Below are 25318 nucleotides of genomic sequence, written 5' to 3'. Positions count from 1 at the left end.
ACCTCGCTGAGTTCGAATACCGCTTCAATCGGCGCTACGATCTCAAAGCCATGCTTCCGCGGTTCCTGACAGTAGCAGCCCGGACACCGCCTATGCCCTATAGGCTGCTAAAGATGGCTGACTCTTATGCGTAATCAGGTAGTTTTTTGTACGTGATTGTTGATCATAAAACAATGGTAAAAGTGGCAAAATTGAGGGTTCAGTCAGCGCGTCCAGAAAACGACCGTTTGTTATCAGAGCCCATCATCGTCCAGGGCGCTGCCTCTGAGTCGCTTTGTATCGTTGTCGGCCAGCCACGCTTCCAATGCGTCAATCAGAATGGCGTTGATCGTGGTGTCGTTTTCGAGTGCCGCCTGCTTGAGTTGGCGTCGTAATTCCTTCGGAACTCGATTCCCTATTTGGACCAGATTGTCGGGCTTCACCGCGTTGCGGTTCGCCCTTTCCTCAGCGCCCGCGATAAACGAATCCGTGCTCTCGATTTCGTAGTTTGGCTTGACCATTTTCACTCCGGTTATTCTTTTCTAAGCAGGGATTTCAAAACCCGCTCCATTTCGTCAATCGCTTTTTGATCTTCTCTGGCATCGAAGACGGTGCCGCCCTGGTACTGGCTGTCGTCGTAGCTGACTCGGTCGAGGAATGCGTTTGTGCGTTATTTAACGTAATAACGCAAAAGGGGCCACATCGGCTGTGACCCCTTCGGTTAATGGTTTGCGGAATATCCCCGGGAGGCATGGCCTCAGGCCACAGCCGCCTCCTCGTCCTCCAGCGTCAGCTCCACGTGGAAGTGCGCCGGACCGGTCAGGTTGACCAAGGCGTCGAGGCCAAACTTGTTGATGCGGCCGTTCAGCAGGTCGTTCAGGCGGGGTTGGGTGATACCCAGGCGCTGCGCCGCCTCTTTCTGAGTGACGTCCCACTCCTTCACGCGCCTGGTGATCTGAATCATCAGATCGGAGCGCAGGCGCATGTTCAGGGCTTCTTCAGGGGTGTCTTCAATCGCATCCCACACACTTTCGAATCGTTCGTTTGCCATGTCTGTCACCTGGTTAGGTTCCATGAAGGCGGCGAGCCGACGCTATCGCGTCAGCTTTGCCAGGTCGCCCATGATGGGGGTCTGAAGTCCAGCGGTACGAAAACGTACGCTAAGAACAAGGGGGTATAAAATCCCCCCATGAAAACGGCAATAGGGGCTGTTAGGTTGGTGGCCACTGTTGCGCAGCATGTAACACGCGCAGTAGTCGCACCGTCAAGGCATCTTCTTGATACACGAGGATATAGTTTGACCAGGCGATGAGTTCACGGGTGCCTTCAACTCGGCCAAGGCGCCCTATTTTGGGGAATTCCGACAACTTTTTAGCTTTCATCTCGATGTCATCTTTTACGCGCTGTGCTGCATCGGGATTGTCATCAGAGATGTAATCAACTATCCCCAGCAGGTCGGTACGAGCCAGTTCTAGCCATACCCGTTCAGGCACTACGGCGCTTCCTGTCGATCAACGCTTGTGCCTGATCCATTACCTGTTGATGAGGAACGGTTGGTTGCGCGTCAGCTAGGGCCTCTTTCACTTTGTCGCGGAACCAGGCGTCATGGGCTTCCGGATCAGCCGTTAATCCAACGGGCAACCCGCCCTCTTTGGTTACGCGGGTTAGAAGGATACGGACGGCATCTGATACCGTCAGACCGAAGCTGGCGAGTTTTTCCGCTGCATCAACCTTCAACTCGTCGTCCACGCGAACGTGTAGCATTGAAGTGTGAGCCATGATGAGTTCTCCGATTGTTATGCGTGACGCTATTATGTATCTCAAATGAGATACGATCAAGCCGTGCCTAAATCACTACGTTTGGTCAGATGTCAGTATTTTATATACCGTCGATCGTCCATAAAACGACCGTTACTTAGACACCAATATTGCCCGCTATAGAAAATGAGGCTTTGATTACAGGTATTATCCAAGCTTTTCATTTCTGCCAGAAAAGGTCGAGCAGAGATGAGCAGGAAACCTTCTACCACCGGATATAGCGCTCGGTGAAGTTAAATAAACATCGGAGCCAGCTCGCAACTGTGACGACAACCACCGCGACCGCTATACTCGCCGCATCAGCCACAGGAGAGCCACCATGAGTGATTTAAAAGCCCAATTTGATGAAGCCGTGAATGAGGTACAGAACGCCGACGGAGATTTTAAGCCTTCGACGGAAATGAAACTCGAATTCTATGCGCTGTACAAGCAGGCAACCGTCGGCGATGCCAGCGGTAAGCGCCCTGGAATGATGGATTTTGTGGGTCGGGCAAAGTACGACGCCTGGGCCAAACTGGAAGGTGCGTCAAAAGACCAGGCAATGCAGCAGTACATCGACAAACTCGCTGCGGTTAAGTAGCGTCGTGGGCCGGCTATGAAAACCAATCTGATTACCCGCGAAGGCTATGATTTGCTGCAGCAAGAGCTGGATCAGCTCTGGCGCCACGAACGCCCGGAGGTTACCCGCAAAGTAACCTGGGCCGCCGGCCTTGGCGATCGCTCTGAAAACGCTGATTATCAATACAACAAAAAGCGACTGCGGGAGATAGACCGTCGCGTGCGCTATCTGCGCAAGCGTTTTGAAGAATTGAAGGTGGTTGCCTATTCGCCGGAGCAAGAAGGTAAGGTATTTTTTGGCGCCTGGGTCAGCCTGCTGGACGAAGACGACAAACCACTGACGTTCCGCATTGTAGGGCCTGACGAAATCTACGGCCGCAACGATTACGCCTCTGTCGACGCACCCTTGGTGCGTGCCTGCCTGAAAAAAGAGGTGGGTGACGAAGTGGCGGTTATACTGCCGGCCGGCGAAAAAACCTGGCTCATTGAGACCATTCACTACCCTTGCTGACGTTTCATAAACGCTGACAGCAGACATAAAAAAACCCCGTTGAACGGGGCAAAGTTCGCGCTGTCTGGAGTCCCAGCTGCTGAATAGATTTTATTATACTCCAACACTATTACCAATGGGTGTCGGGGCCGTTACCCGTTGGTCAGAATTGATTACTGAGCGCTACCGTTCACCATAATTAGGTTGTGCACTCTAGTGGCCCGGCGTAACGTTCAGCCAACGCAGTTACATTCACAACGGAGGCTGTTATGAACCGTCAAAAATTACAGGACCTGGCGCTACAAGGTGTCGACACCCTGGGTTATCAGCTGGACCGTTTCGGTATTACCAGTAAGGTAAATCGCCATAATCTGGCGGCTTATCTGATGCACGGGCAGAAACAGCTGGCAGGCGAGTGGGACAGTTTACAGGTTCGTTTTGATCTGCAAAAAGCCCGCTTCGAAAGACTGAGTGAAACGGTTGAACAGAGGGCTAATCGCCTGTTACGTCCAGTCAAGCAAGATAAACAACAGGGCTGAATCCGCCTTCAGACTATGCTGGTGTCGTCCTCAATCGCCGGGCTAGCAGCGTTGATGGTTTTTCTACGCCGCTTTCTGCGCTCTTTCACCACCGCCGGCATACGCACGGTAATAGTCAACCCCGGTGACTCTTCGCCGGGGTGAGTGTCCGTCAGCTCGATGCGGGCCTGATGAATTTCCGCAACCGCATTCACCAGGCTAAGGCCGAGCCCGTTGCCGGGTAAAGAGCGGCTTTTACCCACCCTGTAGAAGCGTTGAAATACCTGGCTCTTCTCTTCGTCTGGCACGCCAATACCGCTGTCTTGCACCGAAAATACCGCTTCGTCGTTTTCTTTGCGCACAACAATGCGAATAGTGCCGTGTTCCGGGGTGTACTTGATGGCGTTATCAATCAGATTACTGAACATCTGGAACAGCAGATCCCGGTCGCCTTCAATGTTTACACTTTGTTCCAGCTCTTGCTCGAAGTTCTGATCTTTATCTTCGGCCAGTGCTTCGTAAAGTTCGCAAGCGTCTTCCACCAGAGCGTCTATTGCCACGGTTTTCACATCCCCGGCGTTGCCACGACTTTCCAGGCGGGCAATTCGCAGCAGGGCGTTAAACGTGGCTAGCAGTTGGTCGGCTTCGGCCACCGCTCGTCTGGCCTGCTCACGGGCTTCGTCGTTATCGACCGACATCAGGGTGTTTTCAAGCTGATTACGCAGGCGGGTCAGCGGGGTGCGCAAATCGTGGGCGATGCTGTCGGATACATGGCGAATGCCCTCCATCAGATACACAATACGGTCCAGCATCTGGTTCAGGTTTTCCGCCAGCTGGTCGAAATCGTCTTCGGTTCCGCGATTTGGCATACGCAGTGACATGTGCCCGTTCATAATTCGGCGCGAGGTGTTATTGATGATTTCAATGCGGCGAGTGGTGCTACGGCTCATCAGAAAACCGCCCAGCAGGGCCAGAGCAAGGGTAATACCCATGCCCCAATTGATGGTGTTTTCAATGACCTTTTTAACGTTGGTCAGCTCTTCCACATCACGGCCCACCAACAGCAGCAAACCGCCCTGCACTTCGAAGATTCGCGCGCGGGCCAGGCGCTGATTGCCCATCCAGCCTACTGTTTCATCGAGTTTGAAGTTGATCCAGCCGGCTTCCGTGGGGGTGCTTTGCGGCCATTTCTGGATATTACCGGCAAGTTTGACATGCTCGTCGGTGGTCAGCAGATAAATAGACTTTGCGTTGGGCTCGCGGGCCACACGCTCACGGATGATGGTAATCAGGCCGTTCACGCCGCGCCCACGATATTGCTCTGCAAGGCCCGCAATTTCGGCTTCAATAGTGGCATCTGTCTGGGCGGTCATAAAACCGGCCGTACGCCAGTATATGAACGCCAGAAGCAAAAAAACCGAGGTAGCAAACACCACCATATACAGCAGTGCCAGCTGGAACGACGACGTTCTGAGCTGGCTAAGCAGTTTCACGCAGCATGTATCCGGCACCGCGAACGGTTTGCAGTAGCGGCGTATCGAACTCTTTGTCGATTTTCGCCCGCAGACGACTTATGTGCACATCAATCACGTTGGTCTGGGGGTCAAAATGATAGTCCCAGACTTTTTCCAGCAGCATGGTACGGGTAACCACCTGACCGGCGTTGCGCATCAGATATTCCAGAAGGCGGAATTCCCGCGGTTGTACGCCGATATTCTGACCTGCGCGTTTCACCGTGCGTGCCAGCAGATCCATTTCCAGATCGGCCACATGCAGTACAGTCTCGGTTTCTGCTGCCTGGCGATTACGACGAATCAGCGATTCGATGCGGGCCAGCAGCTCGGCAAACGAGAAAGGCTTGGTGAGATAGTCATCGCCGCCACCACGGAGGCCCTCTACCCGGTCGTCCACATCGCCCAGGGCGCTGAGAATCAAAATGGGCACCTGATTGCCTGTGGCGCGAACGGTTTTGATGATGGCGAGGCCATCCATGCCAGGCAACATGCGATCGACAATCATAATGTCGTATTCTTCGCTGGCTGCCATCAGCATGCCTGTTTTGCCGTCGTCCGCGTGATCCACCACAAAGTCAGATTCCCGCAGGCCTTTCACCAGGTAACTTGCTACGTCGTGATCGTCTTCTATGACCAGTGCTTTCACCGGTATACCTCCCGCTGGCCTATGATAGTGCTCCAAGGGTACGAATAACCCGGCCGCTGGGCCAGTTACCATCTTGTAAGAGGCTGTCGCCTATGACGACGCAACACTTACACATACGCCACCGGGCGCAAAAGCGGCGGTGGCGTTAATTGCCAGGGCCTTGTTAACACTGCATTTAAGCGGTTAAAGTCAGGCCGCTTCTTGCATGTGCAGACGTATTTTCTTCATCGCATTTTTTTCCAGTTGACGGATGCGTTCGGCAGATACTCCGTAACGATCAGCCAGCTGGTGCAAGGTTGATTTGGTCTCTGACAGCCAGCGCTCGCGCAGGATATCCTGGCTGCGATCGTCCAGAGTGGACAGAGCCTGCATCAGGCGCCCGTTGGAATCTTCGGTCCAGTCGGAGCGTTCAAGCTGGGTAGCCGGATTGCTGCGGTGATCTTCAAGATAATACGCCGGCGCCTGGTAAGCGCTGTCTTCGTCATCGTTCATAGGGCCGTCAAAAGCCGTGTCGTGGGACGACAGGCGGCCTTCCATCTCACGCACCACGCGAGCTTCTACGCCTAAGTCTGCGGCCACTGCGTTTAGCTCATCGTGGCTCAACCAGGCCAATTTCTTTTTCTGACCGCGCAGATTAAAAAATAGCTTACGTTGGGCTTTGGTGGTCGCCACTTTCACAATGCGCCAGTTGCGCAAAATGAATTCGTGAATTTCTGCTTTGATCCAGTGCACTGCGAACGACACCAGCCGCACACCGTATTCGGGGTTGAAGCGTTTAACGGCTTTCATCAGACCCACGTTACCTTCCTGCACCAGGTCAGATTGATTCAGGCCATAACCGGAATAACTACGGGCAATGTGAATCACAAAGCGCAGATGCGACAGAATCAACTGGCGGGCAGCGTCTACATCGCCCTCGTAATACAGGCGTTCCGACAATGCGCGCTCTTCATCTACGGTTAAAATGGGTATGCGACTCGCAGCCTGAATGTAAGACTCGAGATTAGCGCCCGGAACCAGCTTGTTCATCAGCTGTAAACTTGTGCCCATGCTTTATTCCTCCGAATCTCTACGCTGTAAAAAAAGGCAATGGGCTATAAGATCACAAAATGCCCTGAAAGTTCCTGAACGCATCATTAAAACGCGGTAAATACGGGTGTTTACAGACTTCCTGCCGATTATTCTAATGGTCTCCGGGCTCCATGTCATCCAAGTGTCTTCGCACCGCCACCCAGGCACCCAGCCAACCCAGTGTCATGGCAGTAAAAATTAACATTATTGCGTTTTCAAAGCCCAACCCACTGAGAACGAAATCACTGTGATATAACGCCGCTAATCTTGCTACCGGTGCGCTTAGCCACCAAAAAGTAATGAGCAGCAACAGCCAGGCCACTAAACCGCCACCCAAACCAAACCAGGCGCCGGTGTACAGAAAGGGGCGGCGCACAAAGGCGTCAGTGCCACCCACCAGCTTGGCCACCAGAATTTCATCGCGCCGGCTTTCAATGGCCAGGCGCACGGTGTTACCAATAACCAATACGACCGCAACCGCCAACAAGATTGCCAGCGCCAGAGCCGCCCGCGTCAATAAACCGGCCAGGGCATTCAGCCGCTGCAACCAGCCCAGGTCCACCTGTACACGCTCCACTGCAGGCAGGCCTTGAAGGTACTCCACTAAAGCCTCCACACCGTCGGTACTGCGATAACTCGCCTCCGGCGTAATCAATAGGCTGTGCGGCAGCGGGTTCTCCTGCAGAAAATCCAGTGCGTCGGCAAGCCCGGAGCTGACGCGAAACTCCGCCAGGGCGCGCTCGCGGTCTACCAGTTCTACAAACGCCACCCGACTGTCGGTGTCTATCTGATCAGCCAGCGCATTGGCCTGCGGCAAAGGCGTTTCAAGGCCAAGGTAAACCGTCACCCGCGCGCCATTTTCCCAACCGGCACTGACATTCTGCAAACTGGCCAGCAGCAGTAACAACGCCACCGGCAGCGCCAACGCAACGCCCATAACGGCCCAGGTCATCATGCTGGACACCGGGTTGCGCCACATGCGCGCTATGCTGTCGCGGGCTACTGTGCGGTGGTGATCCAGATAACTGCCCGCAACCTGCTTCAGCGGCGAGGCGCTTTGACGGGCGCCGCCGGGGCGCGGAACCGGTGCTTTAGCCATGGTTCGCCTCCGTCCGCGGGCGGCCATCAGCCACCAGCTGGCCTTGGTCTAGCCTTAGGGTGCGGCGGTTCATGTCGTTAATCAGTGTAATGTCGTGGCTGGCAATCAACACGGTTACGCCAACCTGACTGAACCGGCCAAACAGATTCATTATATCGGCAGACAGCTCCGGGTCGAGGTTACCGGTAGGTTCATCGGCCAGCAGCACCGGTGGCTTATTCACCACCGCCCGAGCAATGCCGACGCGCTGCTGTTCGCCACCGGACAACTGCAGGGGGTTCATCTTCTCTTTGCTCAGCAGACCCACTTTGTCCAAGGCCGCGCGCACCCGCCGGCCAATGTCACCCGGGGCGACTCCGATGACCTGCAGCGGCATGGCAACGTTGTCAAATACGGTGCGGTCAAACAGCAACTGATGGTTCTGAAACACCACGCCAATGTGACGGCGAATGTAGGGGATTTGCCGCCGCGGCAGGCTGTTCAGCAACTGCCCGCCAACCCATACTTCGCCCGCGCTGGGGCGCTCCATTACCACTAGCAGTTTCAGCAAGGTGCTTTTGCCCGCCCCGGAATGCCCGGTCAAAAACGCCAGTTCGCCCCGGTTAAGAGTAAAGTTCACCTGTCGCAGCGCAGTGTGATCGCTGCCATAGCGTTTCGTGACCTGACGGAACTCGATCATCACAATCCCTGGTGGTTAGCGTTCAAACGTTAGTCAAACGTTAGTCAAAAAGAGCGTCGACAAAGGCACGGGCGTCAAAGCTGCGCAGGTCTTCAACCTGCTCCCCCACGCCAATAAAGCGAATCGGTAGCTGCAGCTGGCGGGCAATCGCGAACACAATACCGCCTTTGGCCGTGCCGTCGAGTTTGGTCAGTGTAATGCCGCTCACCCCCACCGCTTGCTGAAACACCTGGGCCTGATTCAATGCGTTCTGGCCGGTGCCGGCATCCAGCACCAACATGACTTCGTGGGGCGCTGCGGTATCGAGTTTTTTCATCACACGCACGACTTTTTCCAGCTCGCTCATCAAGTTGTCTTTGTTCTGAAGACGCCCGGCCGTGTCGGCAATGACCACGTCAATGCCGCGGGACTTGGCCGACTGAATGGCATCAAAAATAACAGACGCGCTGTCGGCGCCGGTGTGCTGGGCAATCACCGGGACTTTATTGCGGTCGCCCCAAACCTGCAACTGCTCCACGGCGGCGGCGCGGAAGGTATCCCCCGCGGCCAGCAAAACAGATTTGCCTTCGTCTTGAAATTTCTTGGTGAGCTTGCCAATGGTGGTGGTTTTTCCAACCCCGTTCACGCCAACCATAAGAATGACAAAAGGCTTCGCCTGGGCGTCGAGCACAAACGGCTTACTGGCATCTTTTAATAAACCGTGGAGCTGGTCGCGCAGCGCCTGGCGCAGGGCTTCGCCATCTTCAAGCTGATCGCGCTTAAGCTTCTCAGTCAGCGATTCAATAATTTCGGTGGTTGCGGTTACGCCTACGTCTGCCATTAACAGTGTGGTTTCAATTTCTTCCAGCAGGTCTGCGTCAATTTTCTTGCCCGCCGAGAACATATCCGCCAGGCCGCCGGTAAAACTAGCGCGGGTTTTGCCCAGGCCGCGGCGAATGCGCTCAAGAACGCTAATCTGGGGCTCTGGCTTTGTTTCAGCCAGAGGTTGCGGCGCAGGCGCGGCTTGCGAGTCTGGCTGGCGCAACTCGAATGCGCGCGGGCGCGGAATCTTACGCCGGTTGCTGGCCAGATCCAGCACGAATAACAAAACAACCAAGGCCGCAATGCCAATTGAAATCCACTCTGCCGTTATAGTCATACCATTGAATCCAAAAATAAGCGGGACAAATTAGGCTGCTATTCTAACAGACTGCTGCCGGTTAGCGAGGTAGCGCACGCGGCGACGCTTTTGTTTTATCATGGGCCGGCCCAAACACCGCCTTTCAGGACACATGCCATGCCTCAGCGCCGCAAGTCACCGCGCCCTTTGCCCAAGCAACACGCCGCCGATGGTCAGCGCCCTAAATCGGCCTCTACTAATGGGGGCGCCCAGGGCGAATTACGCATCATCGGCGGCGACTGGCGCAGCCGCAAGCTGACATTTCCAGACAGCGGAGGTGTGCGGCCAACGCCGGCGCGCACCCGCGAAACCCTGTTTAACTGGCTGCGTTTCCATCTGGCCGGGGCTCGCTGCCTGGATTTGTTTGCGGGCTCCGGTGCGCTCGGGCTAGAGGCGTTATCACGGGGTGCAGCTCACAGCGTGTTTGTGGACCACACGCCAGAACTGATCAAAGCGCTCAACAGCAATCTTGCACTTCTGCGGGCCGACAATGCCCGTGTTGTGCGCCAGGACACCGATGCCTTTCTGGCCGGCCCGGGGGAAAGCTTTGACATAGTATTTATTGACCCGCCTTTCCGTCAGGGCTGGCTGACACGATTGCTGCCTGCGCTGGCAGACAACGGCTGGGTCAAACCCGGTAGCTGGATTTATTTAGAACACGAAAGTGAACTGGCTACCCCAGCGGTGCCTGCCGGCTGGCAATTGCAGCGGCAAAAGAGCGCCGGGCAGGTATGCTATTGCCTGTTTCGGATAACCGACACAACGTCAGTTTAAGGTTACCGACACAACTTAAGGTTACCGACACAACACCAGCCTGACGCTGCTTTTTATGACGGAGTGATCACCTTGCCCGAATTGCCTGAAGTTGAAACCACCCGCCGTGGCATAGCCCCCCACCTGGAAGGCCAGACCGTTCGCTCTGTCAGCGTTCGTAATGGTCGATTGCGCTGGCCGGTGCCAGAGGATCTGGCTGTGCGATTGGAAGGGGAAGTGATACGCAGTGTGGAGCGGCGCGCCAAATACCTGTTTCTGAATCTCGACAGCGGCAGCGTTATTGTTCACCTGGGCATGTCTGGCAGCCTGCGAATCATTACCGACGACAGCATTGCGTTAACCCATGATCACGTAGAGCTGTTGCTGCATTCGGGGGTACGCCTGAGATACAACGATCCGCGCCGTTTTGGCTGCTGGTTGTGGTCTTCCAACCCCAACAGCCATCCGTTGATCGCAAGCCTGGGGCCGGAACCTCTGGCACCCGAATTCAACGGCGCCTATTTATTTCGCCGCTCCCGGGGCAAAAGCACCGCGGTCAAATCCTTCATTATGGACGGCCATGTGGTGGTAGGCGTGGGCAACATTTACGCCAACGAAGCCCTGTTCAAGGCCGGCATTCATCCGCGGCGGCAAGCCGGGCGCATCAGCCTTAGCCGCTACCACCGACTGGTCGAGGTGATTCAGGAAACCTTGATGGCCGCTATCCTGATGGGTGGCACCACCTTGCGGGACTTTGTTAATAGCGATGGCCAGCCCGGCTATTTTGCCCAGTCACTGCTGGTGTACGGCCGCGGCGGCCAGCCCTGCCCCGAATGCCAGGCTACGCTGCGAGAAATCCGCATGAATCAGCGGGCAACGGTATACTGCACCCGCTGCCAGCGCTGAGGCCGTGTTCAATCTGCCAAAATCGTTTGAAAAGCGCAAATATGCTTCATAGTTAACAGCGCTACAGACCAGCGCTGTTACACTGAACACTGGCAGTACACCCATCGTTGCGGCCGCTGTTCAATTAAGTAGCCACACAAAACAGCCGATCATAGCTCTTGTAACTCATCAGGGCTGATTTCGCTCAGGAGACATCGAATGACCCGCAAGCTGACCCGAATTTTGACGACCATGATGGCCGTCAGCCTGCTCTCGTTTTCCGCCATCGGCCACGCCAACACGTTAGAAGAAAGCCCTTCTGCGCTGGCGATGACGACCGATGCACTGATTGTACGCCCTGTGCTGTTGGCGACGACTATTGTGGGCAGCGTGGTGTACTTGGTGTCACTGCCATTTTCACTGCTGGGTGGCAACACCGCTGAAGCCGGCGAAGTATTGGTAGCGGGGCCGGCCAGAGCCACATTTGCACGCTGCCTGGGCTGCACTCGCAGCGGGCGCAAGCACGATACCGTTGAGCAACCCGCGAACTGATTCAGCCCGCTTCAACGGCTCTGGGTCAGCACAAGCCTGGGTTGTCAGGCGCAACCAATTGAGGCAGCCTGTGAGAAATTTCACGGGCTATTTTTGTTTATGGTGAACTGGTCAACTCTCGATACGGTGTTTCTGGATATGGACGGAACACTGCTGGACCTGCATTTCGACAACCATTTTTGGCTGGAACATCTGCCGCTGCGCTACGCACAAAAGAACAATCTGCAACCTCAGGTAGCCAAACAACAGCTGATGGCTTTGATTATGGCCCAGCGTGGCTCGCTGAACTGGTACTGCACCGATTACTGGAGCGACCAGCTGTCCATGGACATCAATGAACTGAAAGCAGAGGTGGGTGAGCGTGTGGGCTATCGGCCCCATGTGCGGGCGTTTCTATCCAGCCTGCGCGAACGCGGCTTGTATACGGTGATTGCCACCAATTGCCACCCGGACCCCCTGGCCATGAAACTTGAGCGTACCGGCCTGGACACACTGGTTGACGATATAGTCTCTAGCCATCAGCTTGGCAAACCCAAGGAAGACCCTGCCTTTTGGCAATCACTGAACCGTGTGACTCCCTACGATCGCAGCCGCACCCTGATGGTAGACGACAGTTTTGCCGTGCTTGAAAGCGCCGCTAAAGCCGGTATCGCACAACTGCTGGCGGTACTGGCACCAGACAGCCAACAGCCTGCCAATAGCCCTCACCCGCAAATCACCGGCATTCATGACTTCGATGAAGTACTGCCACAACTGCAGAAGCGGCGGCCCCTGCCATCTGCGGGATGACACCGTTATAATCAACTCGCGCAACAAAAGGTGAGATGACATGGCTACACCCAACAAAAACGACGATGACCGCGTCAGGCTGGACAAGTGGCTATGGGCAGCGCGCTTTTTCAAAACTCGTGCCCTGGCCAAAGGCGCGGTGGAAGGCGGCAAAGTGCGTTACAACACCCAGCGTTGCAAGCCCGGCAAACTGATGGAAGCCGGGGCGGAACTGTCGATACGGCTGGGCTGGCAGGAAAAAATTGTGGTGGTAGACGATATCAGCGACCGCCGCCGCGGGGCAGCGGAAGCGGCTCTGCTCTATCACGAAACCGAAGACAGCGTGAAAAAGCGCGAGGATCTGGCCTTGCAACACAAATCCCTGCAAACCTCCCAGCTGCCGCCGGCACGGCGCCCGTCGAAAAAGGACCGCCGCGACATCGACCGGTTTCGCGAACACAACGGGCTCTAGCAGCCGCTTTATTTTACGATTTTTCAGGAGACACACAATGGCGTCCGGCGATCAGTTCCAGCGCTTTATATTTGAAGACAGCCAGATCCGCGGGGCCTGGGTACAGCTGGATGAAAGTTATCAGCAAATCGGTCGCCAGGTCCCCTACCCGGAATCTGTGCGCCAGTTACTGGGCCAGTCGCTGGTGGCCAGCGTGTTAATGAGCAGCACGCTGAAGTTTAACGGTGCGTTGTCATTACAGGCTCAAGGTGATGGCCCTGTGCAAACGCTGATGTCGGAATGCAGCCACGACCGCTTCGTACGCGGAGTAGCGCGGTTTGACGATCAGGCCATCGGCGACGGTGATTTTCAGCAGTTGCTGGGCGACGGCCGCATGGCCATTACCATCACGCCGGACCAGGGCCAGCGATACCAAGGTGTTGTACCCCGCGAACGGGACAGCCTGGCAGGCTGCCTGGAAGAATACTTTGAGCGCTCCGAACAAATCGCCACATCGCTGCTGCTATTTGCCAGCGAAGACAAAGCCGGCGGCCTTCTGCTGCAGCGCCTTCCCGGTCACACCCAGGAAGATGACGAACTTTGGGAGCGCATCAATCACCTGGCACGCACCGTGGAAGCCAGCGAAATGCTTGAACTGGACAGCGAGACACTACTTCACCGCCTGTTCAACGAGGAGACCGTGCGGGTATTTGACGCGGAACCAGTGGCCTTCCGCTGCAGCTGTTCCCGTGAGCGCACAATGAGCGCGGTGAAAGCGATTGGGAGCGAAGAATGCTATAGCATTCTGGAAGAACAGGGCTCCATTGAAATGGACTGCCAGTTCTGCCATGCCCACTACCGTTTTGACCGCATCGACATAGACCAGTTATTTACCGGCCACACCCTGCACTGAGCCGGTGTTGACGGGTAACGACAGCGGCCGCAAAAAGGCCACCCGGCAGACCTTGATGGCAGTCGTTTTTTACTGACGCATCTGGCATAATAGCGAGCCTAGATTGACTCGATTGTTCAGTTTTCCACCGCTTCCGGTGCGGCCCTGGCAATCACCAAGACACCCGAGGGCGAGATCGCAGTGAGCAAATCTTATCAAGAGCTAGGAACAGCACAGCTGGTTGAACAAGCACTGGCGCGCAATGAAGGTCAACTGGCTGCAAATGGCTCGCTGGTGGTTAAAACCGGAGCACGCACAGGCCGGTCGCCTATGGACCGCTATATCGTGCAAGAGCCCAGCACCGCTGATGATATTCACTGGGGCCCGATCAACCGCCCGTTCGACGCCGACAAGTTCGACGCCCTATGGGAAAGAGTTGAAGCTTACGTGGCCGAGCAGGATTCTTTCGTGTCTCTTGTGCACGTGGGTTCTGATCCCGAGCACTACCTGCCTATCAAGATGACCACCGAGCTGGCCTGGCAGAATCTGTTTGGCCGCAACCTGTTTATTCGCCCGAACACCTACAACCCGGCTGACAAGCAGGAATGGCAAGTTCTTAACATTGCCAATTTTGAGTGCGTGCCCGAGCGTGACGGCACCAACAGTGACGGCGCTGTTATTATCAACTTTGCCCGCCGCAAGGTTCTGTTGGCTGGCATGCGCTACGCCGGCGAAATGAAAAAAGCCATGTTCTCGGTGCAGAACTTCCTGCTACCAGAGAAAGGCGTGCTGCCCATGCACTGCTCTGCCAACGTGGGCGACGACGGCGAAACCTGCCTGTTCTTCGGCCTGTCTGGCACCGGCAAAACCACCCTGTCGGCAGACCCGGAGCGCTATCTGATTGGCGACGACGAGCACGGCTGGGGCCCCGGCACCGTATTCAATATCGAAGGCGGCTGCTACGCCAAGTGTATTGATCTGAGCAAGAAGAACGAACCCATTATCTGGGACGCGATCCGTTTCGGCGCCATCGTCGAGAACGTGATGATTGACGAAGAAACGCGCGAGCCGGATTACACCGACGTGTCGCTGACCGAGAACTCTCGCTGCGCCTACCCGCTCGAGCACATCGAAAAGCGCGTAGCAGAAAACCTGGCCGGCGAGCCGTCGCACATTGTATTTCTGACCTGCGACATGACCGGTGTTCTGCCCCCGGTATCAATCCTCAGCAAAGAAGCGGCGGCCTATCACTTCCTTAGCGGCTATACCGCTCTGGTGGGCTCAACCGAGATGGGCTCTTCATCAAAACTGAAGTCCACCTTCTCTACCTGTTTTGGTGCACCCTTCTTCCCACGGCCTGCCGGTGTTTATGCCGAGTTGCTGATGAAGCGAATGGACGAATTCGGCAGCAAGGTGTTCCTGGTAAATACCGGCTGGACCGGCGGCTCCTTCGGCGAAGGCAAACGTTTCAGTATTCCCACCACGCGCGCCCTGATCAGCGCCATTCAAAACGGCGATCTGGACGATGTTGAAATCGAGCACTTGCCAACACTGAACCTGAGCGTGCCAACCCGTGTGTCGGGCGTTGACAGCAAATTGCTGAACCCGCGCAACACCTGGGCCAGCACCGAAACCTACGACGCTAAAGCCGTCGAGCTGATCGGCCAGTTTGTGGAAAACTTCAAAAAGTTTAACGTGTCAGACGCCATCGTTGCGGCCGGTCCCAGGCAGTAAAGCCAAGCTGACAAAAAAAGCGCCTTGCGGGTGACGCAAGGCGCTTTTTTTATGGTCTTTCAAACGCCGGCATTCGCCGCCGGCCCTTTAAATCACCGGCGTTCACCAACCCTATTAAGGCAACAGTGACGGCCAGGCCTTGTGGCCGGCAACCAGAGTGTAATGCACCACACCCGGCATTGAGCGCTCCAGCACCGGCCCGTTGCCACCGGCAGACACCAGAGTGCCGGGGCCAGGGCGCCAGTGCTGATCGGGATTAAAAATACACAGATCTGCCACCGCACCGGCGCTCAGGTCTGCGTTGCTTGCCGCGCTCTGGCCCAGCACGGCGGCAGGGCCAGCGGTCAGCGCGCGCAGCAATTGCGGTAGGCTCAGCTCGTTAGCAGCTACCCGCTCCAGGCCCAGCGACAACACAACTTCAATACTCGATAAACCCGGCTCGCTGGCGGCTAGGGGCGCCTGCTTGGCCGCGCTTTCATGGGGTTGATGCTGACTAACAATGGCGTCAATAACACCGTCGCGAACGCCCGCTACCAGGGCCTGCCGGTCGCGCTCCGAGCGCAGTGGCGGTCGCACGTGAAAACGGCTATCAAATCCACTCAGCGCGTCTTCGGTAAAGGCCAGCTGGTGCATGGCCACGTCAGCGGTGACCTGAATTCCCCGTTGGCGCGCTTCCGCCAGCATGTCCACGCTGCGGGCGCACGACAGCTGGCTAAGGTGCAAGCGCACACCGGTTTCCTGGGCCAGTAGGATCATTTCCATGACCGCGGTGGTCTCCGCCACTTCCGGAATCCCCAGCAGACCAAGGCGCGTGGTCACCAGGCCATCGTGGGCGTAACCATCGGCGGCCAGCGCCTGATTTTCCGGGCTGAACATCAGCGTTAACCCGAAGGTCTGGGCGTAAGACATGCAACACCGTAGAACCCGTGCGTTACGCAAGCCCTGTGAGGCGTTGCCCAAGGCAACACAACCTGCCTTCTGCAAACCAGCCATGTCACTGAGCAGCTCACCTTCCAGGCCACGGGTAACCGCGCCTATGGGCAGCACTCGGACCAACGCCCGACTGGCGGCTATGTCACGAATCAGGTTGGTCACAGCGCCAGAATCGTTCACCGGCGAGGTGTCGGGTGCGGCGCACACGCTGGTAAAGCCACCGTGGGCAGCAGCCCGTGTTTCCGAGGACATATTGCCTTTTTGGCTACTGCCCGGTTCGCGAAGATTGCAGCACAGATCCAGAAATCCCGGGCTGACAATGCAATTTTCCGCCATCAAGGTTTCATCGGCCGCTTGCGCCAGGGCGTCGGGGCCAACCGCGGCAATACGGCCATTTTTTATCAGCAAGCCAGGGTTGGCTTCCAGCGCACCAGCGCTGGTCGCCGTGGCTCCACGGTACAACTGGCCACCAATGATTTTCACGCTACCAGCAGGGGGGCGGGAAGACAGTTTCATAAGCGCACCTCTTGCTTGGCCATGTCGTTCAACGCTTGCTGGCGCTCAGCCAGTTGGCCACCCATGGCCATGGACATCACCGCCATACGAATGGCGATGCCGTTGGTCACCTGGTTCAGAATAACCGACTGCGGCCCGTCGGCCACCGCCGATTCGATTTCTACGCCGCGGTTAATTGGCCCCGGATGCATAACAATGCAATCCGGTTTCGCCAGCGCCAGTTTGGCCCGATCAAGACCGTAAAGGCGGTAGAACTCACCTTCACTGGGCAGAAGCGCGCCTTCCATCCTTTCTTTTTGCAGGCGCAGCATAATCACCACGTCGAGATCTTTCATGCCGCGCAGCATGTCGTACTCTACGGTGCAACCCAGCGCTTCTACATCCCGGGGTAACAGTGTGCCCGGTGCAATCACCCGCACCTCGGCCACACCCAGCTCGTTAAGAGCACGAATCTGCGAGCGCGCCACGCGCGAATGCAATACATCGCCCACAATGGCCACTTTCAGACCGGCAAAGGTTTTTTTATGCTGGCGAATGGTGAGCATGTCCAGCATGGCCTGGGTGGGATGGGCATGGCGCCCGTCGCCGGCGTTGATGATGGCCACTTTGGGCGTCACGCTTTCGGCAATAAAGTGGGGCGCACCGCTTTGGGCGTGACGCACCACAAACATGTCGCTGGCCATGGCCTCCAGGTTGTACAAGGTATCCGCCAGGGATTCGCCTTTGGAGGTCGCCGAGGTGCTGATATCAAGATTCAGTACGTCTGCAGACAGGCGTTTGGCCGCCAGCTCGAAGGTGCTGCGGGTGCGGGTACTGGATTCGAAAAACAGATTCACCACGGTACGTCCGCGCAGCAATGGAACCTTTTTAATAGTGCGCTCGCCCACCTCTATAAAGGAGTCAGCCGTGTCGAGGATGTCGGTCAGTAACTCGCGGCCAAGGCCGTCCAGAGTCAGAAAATGCCGCAACTGACCTTCCCGGGTCAGCTGCAAATGATGGGGGCCGGTAGCGATTGCGGTCATGGGTTGCCTGTATAAACAAAGGTGGCTGGGGCGTGGCTAGGATGTGGCTTGAGTGACGCTAGGCCTGTTCCAGTTCAATACGCAGCGGATCGGGCCCGCGTAACTTTATGCGCTGGTTGGTCTCCAGCGTCAGCGCAAGGCCACGCACATCGGGCTGCACCGGCAGTTCACGGGCGCCCAAATCAACCAGCGTGGCCAATATAATACTGGCCGGGCGACCATAATCGAAGACTTCATTCATAGCGGCACGAATAGTACGGCCGCTCATGATCACGTCGTCTATCAGCACTACGTCTCGATCGGCGGTATCAAACGGCAAGCTCGACGGCTTTACCTTAGGGTTCAGACCAATACGACTGAAATCGTCGCGGTAAAATGAAATATCCAGCTCACCGAACGGTTCCTGCAACTGCAGGCGCCGGGCCAGCTCAGCGGCCAACCACACACCACCGGTTCGAATCCCGATAAGCGCCGGTGAACTTACGCCACGTTCCTGCAGCAACTGGCGCAGACCAGCTTCCATTTTGTCCAGTAGTGGCTCTATATCAAGTTGTCCGTTCATAGATCCTCGTCGCAGCGCCGGGCAGGCACTGTGGTTAACATTCGTTAGTTCAACATGGGTTGTTAGACAGGGCTATTGATTAAACCAGGTTTCCAGAATCAGCACCGCGGCGCGATCATCTATACCATCGCGCCCATAATTGCGGCTACCGCCGGCGGCCATCACTTCACCTTTGGCCTGATAGCTGGTCAGGCGCTCGTCCACCATTTCCACGGTTACGTGAAAGCGCCCGTGCAGGCGCTTGCCAAATTTGCGAGCGCGGACGCACATCTCGTTTTCGCTGTCGTCCATATTCAGCGGCAGGCCTACCACCACCAAGTCAGGGCGCCATTCGTGCAGCAGTTTTCCCAGCTGGGTCCAGTCTGGCGTGCCATCACGGGCCGCGATCATGGTCAGTGGCTCGCCGCGGCCGAGCATTTCCTGGCCCACGGCAACGCCGATGCGGCGGGTGCCAAAATCAAACGCCATAACGCGGCGCTGGCCGGCTTCATGCATGGCCTGTGGTCTCGCTAAGCTGGTTAATGTCGATGCCCATACTGGCCAAAACCGCCTGATAGCGACGGCTCCAGGGCGTACGAAACAATAAGTCCGGGCTCGCCGGACACGTCAGCCAGGTATTGCCGCCCAACTCCGCTTCCAACTGACCGTCACCCCAACCGGCGTAACCCAGGGCCACGAGAAATTCATCCGGTCCCTTGGCAGCGCCAATGTCGGCCAATATGTCGCGCGAGGTGGTCAGCCAGATGTCTGCGGTCACTTCCGCGGTATGCTGCCAGCGCTGCCCGGGGTTGTGCAGCACAAAACCGCGCTCGGCCTGCACCGGGCCGCCGGCAAACACCGGCAAATCCAGTTCGCCGCCGCGCATGTCGAGCTGTTCCAGGATTTCCCCCAAGTGTATGTCCAGCGGCTGGTTCACGGTCAAACCCAGCGCTCCCTCGGCGGAATGTTCACACACATAGATCACCGCGCCGTGAAAACGCGGGTCGCTCATCCACGGTGACGCCACCAGAAAATGATTGCGGAAATTGTCCGTTGTATTGGCAGTATCGCTCATCCGGATGTCAGCCCCCGCTGCTGGAATGACCAGGTACGTATGATTTCAAGTTCATCAACATTGCGGCTCATTTCCTCGGGGAATGGCGGATAGGGCGCCGCAAGCCTCACAATGCGAATGGCCGCGTCGTCCAGTAAAGTGCTCCCGGACGAATGCACCACCAGAACTTCCTTAAGACTGCCATCTTTGCGCAGTGTGACCAGCAAACGCAAGTCACCATAAAGACCGCTGTTCCGGGCTTCGGCGGGATAATTCATGTTACCCACTCTGGTAACCTTGCTGACCCAGTTCTGAACATACCAGGCGTTGCTGGACTGAAGCGTTGAAGCCGCGGTTACCCGCAGCACACGGGGTTTGCGTGAATAGGCTTGTTGCCGGGCATCCAGCCGGGCTTCCAGACTGGCAATTTCCAGGCTGCGCTGCAGCAGATTTGGCGTTGGCTTTGTTGGCAGCTCTTTCACTGCTTCGGCGCGAATTTCTGGCTTGGCAACTTGCCTTGCACTGGGCGCCTTGGTACTCACCACCGCTTGCTGTTGCACCGCCTGTGGTTCGGGCTGCGCCTGAGGCTCGGGTTGAACCGGCGCCACTTCGGTCTGGTTCAGTTCCACCGGCTGCGGGCTGGTCAGTTCTTTCGCCTGTTCTTCGGTGCCGCTGCCCTGCTGATTGGTGGGTGCCAGAAAATCCGCTTTTTCCGGCGCTTTTTCATCGGCAAAACGCGACAGGGTAATTTCCATGGTCTGCGCCGATGGCGGCGGTGTCTCGGGCGCGAAAGTAATGCCCAACACAATTACCCCGTGAATCGCCAAAGCCATAAACAGGGTGAACGAAAACCGATCGACATCGCTTACCTGAACTGCCATTCCCGTTGCTCTTGAACCATCAAATTAATGCCGTTTTAAACAATCAGCGCTGCTGCAGCCGTTTGGCAATGGCATCCATCAACATCGCGCTGATATCAATGCCAAAGGCGGCGTCTAGTTCGCGGATACAAGTGGGGCTGGTTACGTTGATTTCGGTCAGGTAATCGCCAATCACGTCCAGACCCACAAACATGAGGCCCTTGGCTTTTATCACCGGAGCCACCCGGGCACATATCTCGCGATCGCGGTCGGTCAATTCGCGGCCTTCACCGCGGCCACCGGCAGCCAGATTACCGCGGTTTTCACCGGCAGAGGGTATGCGCGCCAACGCGTAGGGTACGGGCTCACCTTCAATCATCAGAATGCGTTTGTCGCCCTGTGTGATTGCGGGCACAAACTTCTGCACCATAGCCTGCCGGGTGCCGTGTTCAGTGAGGGTTTCAATGATCACACCCAGGTTGCCGTCGTTTTCTTTAATACGAAATATAGAACTGCCGCCCATGCCATCGATTGGCTTCATGATGACGTCTTTGTGCTCGGCGTAAAACGCGCGTAAGCGCGCTGAAGAGCAAGTGACAATCAGCGGCGGCGTCAGGTCTTCAAACTGGGTGGCAAACAGCTTTTCGTTGCAGTCACGCAGAGTAGCCGGCGGGTTCACCACCAGCGCGCCCTGCACTTCAGCGGCGCTCAGGATATAGGTGGCCATCAGAAATTCACGATCGACCGGGGGGTCCTGGCGCATCAAAATAACGTCCAGATCGCCCAGGGCAATATCGTCTTCCGATTCAAAGCTATACCAGTCGTTTGGGTCCATCCGCACAGTCAGGTTGCGGCTGCGGGCCCGAGCCTGGCCGCCATTCAGGTACATGTCCTCCGGTTCCATATAAACCAACTGCCAGCTCCGTTGTTGAGCGGCCCAAAGCATGGCCAGCGAGCTGTCTTTTTTGAACTGGATCCTGTCAATGGGATCCATCACGATACCGAGTCGGACTGTCATAACGTCTCTTTCTATTGCCGGGGGTTTAAAAATACGAACCGGTCTGCAAAGCAGGCTTTTCACATAGTGCTATGCTGACAGTTCAGATGGTATTGTACCCGAGCCGTGAATGCATCTGCAGAAATCCTCAGCCCATAACGTGATGGGGCAGACAAAAGTACGTTTATTGACGAACAAGTACTGTCTATTCGGGCACCTATACTTTATAAAGGAGCGGAGTTCATAGGACAACATTGGTGTTTGTGCTAGAACCCCGGTTTGCTAACAATACAGTCGCTGAGCGCAAGGCAGTTGGACAATGGACGACAACTTCGGGAACTTGAAAGTCATGGTAATCGACGACAGCAAAACGATTCGTCGCACTGCCGAAACCCTTTTAAAGAAAGTTGGCTGTGATGTCATAACCGCGACTGACGGTTTCGATGCTCTGACCAAAATTGCCGACTCCAAACCCGACATTATTTTTGTTGATATCATGATGCCGCGGCTGGACGGTTACCAGACCTGCGCCCTTATCAAGAACAACTCCACTTTCAAGAAAACGCCGGTAATCATGCTGTCCAGTAAAGATGGCCTGTTTGACAAGGCAAAAGGCCGTATTGTGGGTTCCGATCAGTATCTGGCCAAACCATTCAGCAAAGACGAACTGCTTAATACCATTCGTCATTTCGTGCCGCAGGCGCAGCACTAATTCTGACATTTCCGGAACTCATTGGGGACATCATGGCTCGCATTCTTATTGTTGACGACTCGCCCACCGAGGTGAAAAAAATCACCACCATGCTGCAAAAGCACCAGCACGAAGTGCTGATCGCAGACAATGGCGCCGATGGCGTGGCCAAAGCTCGTTCGGAAGCCCCGGACCTGGTGCTGATGGATGTCGTCATGCCGGGCCTGAACGGTTTTCAAGCCACCCGCCAGCTAACCCGCGCCCCGGAAACGGCATCGATTCCGGTCATCATTGTGACCACCAAAGATCAGGAAACAGACCGGGTTTGGGGTACTCGGCAGGGTGCCAAAGGTTATTTGGTCAAGCCGGTTAATGAGAACGATCTGATTCAGGTCATCAATAGCCTGATTGGCTGATTTTCAAACACGGAGTACGTATGTCTGCCCAGACTGCCCCCTTTGCTGTTCTGACGAACATAGCCCTACGCAGCCGTCAGTTATCAGCAGGCCTTCCAGAGCAGGAAAAAACGGCCGAACAATGGAATGGAATCGGTTTTATGCTGGCTGGTGAACACTACGTTGCGCCTATGGGCGAGGTTACCGAAATACTGCATGTCCCCCGTTTTACCCAGATACCAGGCGTACGCCCGTTTCTGATGGGAGCGGCCAACGTGCGCGGCCGATTATTGCCCCTGGTCGATCTTGACGCTTTTTTTGAACTGCCCCGCTCCGGCACCGGCCCACGCCAACGAAGGGTCCTAGTGGTTGAAAAAGACGACTTGTTCAGTGGGTTGGTTGTTGACTCGGTTCTAGGCATGCAATATTTCGGCGCAGAGAATTTCACATCAGACACCAGCGGTGTTCCTGATCGTATTCAACCCTTTGTGGCCGGCGGCTATACGCGCGACGGGGAAACCTGGAATGTGTTCTCGGCTACCGAGCTGCTCGGTGACGAACGCTTTCTTGACGTTGCACAGCGTTGATCGCAACGGCCGTGGCAGGCTTATCAGCCTGTGACCGCACCCATTCCGAACCAACAGACTTGTCCATTTCAGAACAAAGGCCGGGAGCCAGAAGATGAAAAACAAAGCCGGAAGACTCGGTAGCAGACAAGGTGGCAACAAACTGATTGCCGGGCTGACTACCGTGCTGATCGCCCTCACCGTATTACTGGTTGTGGTGCTGTTCATGGTTAACCGCGACAGCCAGTACGATCGCGAATACACGAACACCACCGCCGAGCTGAGAGTGCTGTCGCAGCAGATCGCCAAAAACGCCACCGAGGCCGTCAGTGGCAACGCCAGCGCGTTTGACCAGCTGAGCAACGCCCGCGACAGCTTCCGCCAGCTCTGGAGCAATCTGACCGAGGGCGACCCGCAAACTGGCCTGCCCGCCAGTGAAGCCGCAGCTGCCAGCAATGTGCAGCAGCACTGGGATTCGGTGCGCGAAAACGCCGACATTATTCTGGCCACCCGCGACTCGGTCATGAACATGCGGGAGGTGACCAACACCCTCAGTGAAATCATCCCGCAGATGCAGGTTGAATACGAAGACGTCTCTATGGTTCTTCAGGACAGCGGTGCCCCGGAAGCCCAGATTGCTCTGGCGCGACGTCAGTCGTTGCTGGCTGAGCGTATGTTCCGCTCAGTGAACAACGTGCTCTCCGGTGACGAAGACGCGGTGACCGCCGCCGACCGCTTTTTGACCGACGCCACCCAGTTTGGCCGCGTACTGAACGGCCAGCTTGACGGCAACAACGCGCTGGCCATCACCCGCGTTGCCAACGAAGATGCACTTTACGGGCTCGGGGCGGTCTCCGAGCTGTTCGGGTTCATTGCCAGCAACGCCGATGCGGTATTGCAGGCGTCTCCCGATCTGTTCAAAGTCTCCAACGCCGCTAACGACATCTTCGAAAACTCCGGAATTCTGCTCGCAGAACTGTCCGAACTGGCCACAGAACTGCGTGACCTTTCGGCCGCGCGAGTCATCAGCCCTACTCTTGCCTTTGCGCTGCTGGCCGCAGTGATTGCTACCGTCGTGTTCATTGGTTTGGCGGTTTATCGCGAATCCCAGACCCGACTGACCAAAACCCAAGCGCAGAATGACCAGAATCAGAACGCCATCTTACGTCTGCTGGACGAATTGGCCGACCTGGCCGACGGTGACCTGACCGCAGAAGCCATGGTAACCGAAGACTTTACCGGCGCCATCGCCGACTCCATCAACTACGCTATCGACCAGATGCGCGGACTGGTGCAGGCAATCCGTGGTACCGCTGTGCGAGTTGCTACAGCGGCCCAGGAAAGCCAGTCTACGGCTATGCAACTGGCCGACGCTTCCGAGCACCAGGCACAGGAAATTGCCGGCGCCTCGGCAGCGGTTAACGAAATGGCCGTATCCATCGACCAGGTATCGTCTAACGCCGCAGAATCGTCTGCGGTAGCGGAACGCTCGGTTGCCATCGCCAAAAAAGGCACCGACGTGGTGCAGAACACCATCCGCGGCATGGACAATATTCGCGAGCAAATTCAGGAAACCTCCAAGCGCATCAAACGCCTGGGCGAATCATCCCAGGAAATCGGCGACATCGTGTCGCTGATCAACGACATTGCCGACCAGACCAACATTCTTTCGCTGAACGCCGCTATTCAGGCTTCTATGGCGGGTGATGCCGGCCGTGGCTTTGCCGTAGTTGCGGACGAAGTACAACGGCTGGCAGAACGGTCTTCTGCCGCCACCAAGCAAATCGAAGCTTTGGTAAAAACCATCCAGTCAGATACCAACGAAGCGGTTATCTCGATGGAGCACACCACTGCCGAAGTAGTCCGTGGCGCCCGCCTGGCGCAAGACGCAGGTGTCGCCCTGGAAGAAATCGAAAACGTTTCCACGAACCTCGCGGGGCTGATTCAGAACATCTCCAATGCGGCTCGCCAACAGTCTTCTTCTGCTTCGCACATTTCCAATACCATGAACGTCATTCAGGAAATCACCTCGCAGACCTCATCGGGCACCAATGCCACGGCTTACTCGATCGGTAATCTGGCAGACATGGCCTTCGAGCTGCGTTCCTCGGTAGCAGGTTTCAAACTTCCAGAAGAAGACGAAGTAGCAGACACCAAGGTTCCGCTGGTGAGCTGAG

The 25318-nt window shown here is 56.3% G+C and carries 31 protein-coding genes and 1 pseudogene; 15 read left to right on the top strand and 17 right to left on the bottom strand.

All coding sequences use genetic code 11. The features are described 5' to 3' along the window. A pseudogene (locus A3OI_RS22650) lies at positions 1–134 on the top strand (IS1595 family transposase); the annotation flags it as partial. A gap of 99 nt (positions 135–233) precedes the next feature. On the opposite strand, the gene A3OI_RS0107340 reads toward A3OI_RS22650, so the two are convergent. From A3OI_RS0107340 to A3OI_RS0107325, 4 genes are all read right to left on the bottom strand, one after another. After that, positions 234–500, bottom strand: a complete 267-nt coding sequence (locus A3OI_RS0107340) for a hypothetical protein (RefSeq protein WP_018403651.1) — start codon at positions 498–500, stop codon at positions 234–236. Positions 501–736: 236 nt separating this feature from the next. Then, a complete protein-coding gene (locus tag A3OI_RS0107335; protein ID WP_018403650.1) occupies positions 737–1030 on the bottom strand; it encodes a helix-turn-helix domain-containing protein in 294 nt (97 codons plus the stop codon). A 160-nt stretch (positions 1031–1190) separates the two neighbouring features. Then, positions 1191–1472 (bottom strand): type II toxin-antitoxin system RelE/ParE family toxin, encoded by a 282-nt coding sequence (locus A3OI_RS0107330; RefSeq protein WP_018403649.1) that lies wholly within the window; start codon positions 1470–1472, stop codon positions 1191–1193. Beyond that, entirely contained in the window at positions 1465–1758 is a 294-nt protein-coding gene (locus A3OI_RS0107325; RefSeq protein WP_018403648.1) for a type II toxin-antitoxin system RelB/DinJ family antitoxin, read from the bottom strand. Before A3OI_RS0107325 ends, A3OI_RS0107330 begins: the two co-directional genes overlap by 8 nt. 358 nt (positions 1759–2116) lie before the next feature. Here A3OI_RS0107325 and A3OI_RS0107320 point away from each other — a divergent pair, with 358 nt between their 5' ends. The 3 genes from A3OI_RS0107320 (at position 2117) to A3OI_RS0107310 (ending at position 3384) form a co-directional block, all read left to right on the top strand. After that, the gene (locus A3OI_RS0107320; protein WP_018403647.1) at positions 2117–2377 is read left to right on the top strand and encodes an acyl-CoA-binding protein; all 261 of its coding nucleotides are present in this window, start codon (positions 2117–2119) and stop codon (positions 2375–2377) included. A 15-nt stretch (positions 2378–2392) separates the two neighbouring features. Beyond that, positions 2393–2866 (top strand): transcription elongation factor GreB, encoded by a 474-nt coding sequence (gene greB, locus A3OI_RS0107315; RefSeq protein ID WP_018403646.1) that lies wholly within the window; start codon positions 2393–2395, stop codon positions 2864–2866. A gap of 248 nt (positions 2867–3114) precedes the next feature. Then, on the top strand, positions 3115–3384 hold the full coding sequence (locus A3OI_RS0107310) for a hypothetical protein (RefSeq protein WP_018403645.1): 270 nt from the start codon (positions 3115–3117) through the stop codon (positions 3382–3384). 8 nt (positions 3385–3392) lie between these two features. Here the strand turns inward: A3OI_RS0107310 and A3OI_RS0107305 are convergent, their stop codons facing one another. From A3OI_RS0107305 to ftsY, 6 genes are all read right to left on the bottom strand, one after another. Beyond that, on the bottom strand, positions 3393–4856 hold the full coding sequence (locus A3OI_RS0107305) for a sensor histidine kinase (protein WP_018403644.1): 1464 nt from the start codon (positions 4854–4856) through the stop codon (positions 3393–3395). After that, on the bottom strand, positions 4843–5523 hold the full coding sequence (locus A3OI_RS0107300; protein ID WP_018403643.1) for a response regulator transcription factor: 681 nt from the start codon (positions 5521–5523) through the stop codon (positions 4843–4845). Before A3OI_RS0107300 ends, A3OI_RS0107305 begins: the two co-directional genes overlap by 14 nt. Before the next feature lie 189 nt (positions 5524–5712). After that, a complete protein-coding gene (gene rpoH / locus A3OI_RS0107295) occupies positions 5713–6573 on the bottom strand; it encodes an RNA polymerase sigma factor RpoH (protein WP_018403642.1) in 861 nt (286 codons plus the stop codon). Positions 6574–6706: 133 nt separating this feature from the next. Then, a complete protein-coding gene (gene ftsX / locus A3OI_RS0107290; protein WP_018403641.1) occupies positions 6707–7693 on the bottom strand; it encodes a permease-like cell division protein FtsX in 987 nt (328 codons plus the stop codon). Continuing rightward, complete coding sequence (gene ftsE / locus A3OI_RS0107285) at positions 7686–8372, bottom strand: cell division ATP-binding protein FtsE (RefSeq protein ID WP_018403640.1); 687 nt, start codon at positions 8370–8372, stop codon at positions 7686–7688. Before ftsE ends, ftsX begins: the two co-directional genes overlap by 8 nt. Before the next feature lie 40 nt (positions 8373–8412). Beyond that, positions 8413–9504 (bottom strand): signal recognition particle-docking protein FtsY, encoded by a 1092-nt coding sequence (ftsY, locus tag A3OI_RS0107280; protein ID WP_026224057.1) that lies wholly within the window; start codon positions 9502–9504, stop codon positions 8413–8415. Between the two features lie 144 nt (positions 9505–9648). On the opposite strand from ftsY, the gene rsmD reads away from it, so the two are divergent. The 7 genes from rsmD to A3OI_RS0107245 all read left to right on the top strand — a co-directional run bounded on the left by rsmD (position 9649) and on the right by A3OI_RS0107245 (position 15566). Next, complete coding sequence (gene rsmD, locus A3OI_RS0107275) at positions 9649–10305, top strand: 16S rRNA (guanine(966)-N(2))-methyltransferase RsmD (RefSeq protein ID WP_018403638.1); 657 nt, start codon at positions 9649–9651, stop codon at positions 10303–10305. Positions 10306–10377: 72 nt separating this feature from the next. Beyond that, entirely contained in the window at positions 10378–11190 is an 813-nt protein-coding gene (gene mutM, locus A3OI_RS0107270; RefSeq protein WP_018403637.1) for a bifunctional DNA-formamidopyrimidine glycosylase/DNA-(apurinic or apyrimidinic site) lyase, read from the top strand. A gap of 198 nt (positions 11191–11388) precedes the next feature. Beyond that, on the top strand, positions 11389–11721 hold the full coding sequence (locus A3OI_RS0107265; RefSeq protein ID WP_018403636.1) for a hypothetical protein: 333 nt from the start codon (positions 11389–11391) through the stop codon (positions 11719–11721). A gap of 99 nt (positions 11722–11820) precedes the next feature. Then, positions 11821–12510, top strand: coding sequence for a GMP/IMP nucleotidase (yrfG, locus tag A3OI_RS0107260; protein ID WP_007348247.1), 690 nt, complete (start codon positions 11821–11823; stop codon positions 12508–12510). Positions 12511–12550: 40 nt separating this feature from the next. Then, positions 12551–12961, top strand: a complete 411-nt coding sequence (hslR, locus tag A3OI_RS0107255; RefSeq protein WP_018403635.1) for a ribosome-associated heat shock protein Hsp15 — start codon at positions 12551–12553, stop codon at positions 12959–12961. A 37-nt stretch (positions 12962–12998) separates the two neighbouring features. Further along, positions 12999–13853: an Hsp33 family molecular chaperone HslO gene (gene hslO, locus A3OI_RS0107250; RefSeq protein WP_018403634.1), complete on the top strand. Its 855-nt coding sequence runs from the start codon at positions 12999–13001 to the stop codon at positions 13851–13853. Positions 13854–14033: 180 nt separating this feature from the next. Beyond that, positions 14034–15566, top strand: a complete 1533-nt coding sequence (locus tag A3OI_RS0107245; protein ID WP_018403633.1) for a phosphoenolpyruvate carboxykinase — start codon at positions 14034–14036, stop codon at positions 15564–15566. Between the two features lie 114 nt (positions 15567–15680). Here A3OI_RS0107245 and A3OI_RS0107240 read toward each other — a convergent pair whose 3' ends face one another. From A3OI_RS0107240 to gshB, 7 genes are all read right to left on the bottom strand, one after another. Continuing rightward, positions 15681–17015: a dihydroorotase gene (locus A3OI_RS0107240; protein ID WP_018403632.1), complete on the bottom strand. Its 1335-nt coding sequence runs from the start codon at positions 17013–17015 to the stop codon at positions 15681–15683. After that, on the bottom strand, positions 17012–18037 hold the full coding sequence (locus tag A3OI_RS0107235) for an aspartate carbamoyltransferase catalytic subunit (RefSeq protein WP_018403631.1): 1026 nt from the start codon (positions 18035–18037) through the stop codon (positions 17012–17014). Before A3OI_RS0107235 ends, A3OI_RS0107240 begins: the two co-directional genes overlap by 4 nt. Before the next feature lie 58 nt (positions 18038–18095). After that, positions 18096–18599 (bottom strand): bifunctional pyr operon transcriptional regulator/uracil phosphoribosyltransferase PyrR, encoded by a 504-nt coding sequence (gene pyrR, locus A3OI_RS0107230; RefSeq protein ID WP_018403630.1) that lies wholly within the window; start codon positions 18597–18599, stop codon positions 18096–18098. 72 nt (positions 18600–18671) lie between these two features. After that, positions 18672–19094 (bottom strand): Holliday junction resolvase RuvX, encoded by a 423-nt coding sequence (gene ruvX / locus A3OI_RS0107225; protein WP_018403629.1) that lies wholly within the window; start codon positions 19092–19094, stop codon positions 18672–18674. Continuing rightward, positions 19087–19653, bottom strand: coding sequence for a YqgE/AlgH family protein (locus A3OI_RS0107220; RefSeq protein ID WP_018403628.1), 567 nt, complete (start codon positions 19651–19653; stop codon positions 19087–19089). The genes ruvX and A3OI_RS0107220 overlap by 8 nt, the downstream gene beginning before the upstream one ends. Further along, positions 19650–20513 (bottom strand): energy transducer TonB, encoded by an 864-nt coding sequence (locus tag A3OI_RS0107215; protein ID WP_018403627.1) that lies wholly within the window; start codon positions 20511–20513, stop codon positions 19650–19652. The genes A3OI_RS0107220 and A3OI_RS0107215 overlap by 4 nt, the downstream gene beginning before the upstream one ends. A gap of 43 nt (positions 20514–20556) precedes the next feature. Beyond that, positions 20557–21510: a glutathione synthase gene (gshB, locus tag A3OI_RS0107210; protein WP_026224056.1), complete on the bottom strand. Its 954-nt coding sequence runs from the start codon at positions 21508–21510 to the stop codon at positions 20557–20559. A gap of 298 nt (positions 21511–21808) precedes the next feature. Between gshB and pilG the strand changes: the two genes are divergently transcribed. From pilG to A3OI_RS0107190, 4 genes are all read left to right on the top strand, one after another. Continuing rightward, entirely contained in the window at positions 21809–22201 is a 393-nt protein-coding gene (gene pilG, locus A3OI_RS0107205) for a twitching motility response regulator PilG (protein ID WP_018403625.1), read from the top strand. Between the two features lie 32 nt (positions 22202–22233). Next, positions 22234–22596 carry a twitching motility response regulator PilH gene (gene pilH, locus A3OI_RS0107200; RefSeq protein WP_018403624.1) on the top strand — a complete coding sequence of 121 codons (363 nt, stop codon included), beginning with the start codon at positions 22234–22236 and terminating at the stop codon, positions 22594–22596. A gap of 20 nt (positions 22597–22616) precedes the next feature. After that, entirely contained in the window at positions 22617–23162 is a 546-nt protein-coding gene (locus A3OI_RS0107195) for a chemotaxis protein CheW (RefSeq protein WP_018403623.1), read from the top strand. 94 nt (positions 23163–23256) lie between these two features. Beyond that, on the top strand, positions 23257–25317 hold the full coding sequence (locus A3OI_RS0107190) for a methyl-accepting chemotaxis protein (protein ID WP_018403622.1): 2061 nt from the start codon (positions 23257–23259) through the stop codon (positions 25315–25317). The last annotated feature ends 1 nt before the right edge of the window (position 25318 follow it).

Origin of the sequence: Marinobacter gelidimuriae, assembly GCF_000372805.1 — a bacterium.
Lineage (GTDB): Bacteria > Pseudomonadota > Gammaproteobacteria > Pseudomonadales > Oleiphilaceae > Marinobacter > Marinobacter gelidimuriae.
The sequence above is the reverse complement of the archived record's forward strand: the minus strand, read 5'-3'. Positions and strand labels throughout refer to the sequence as shown.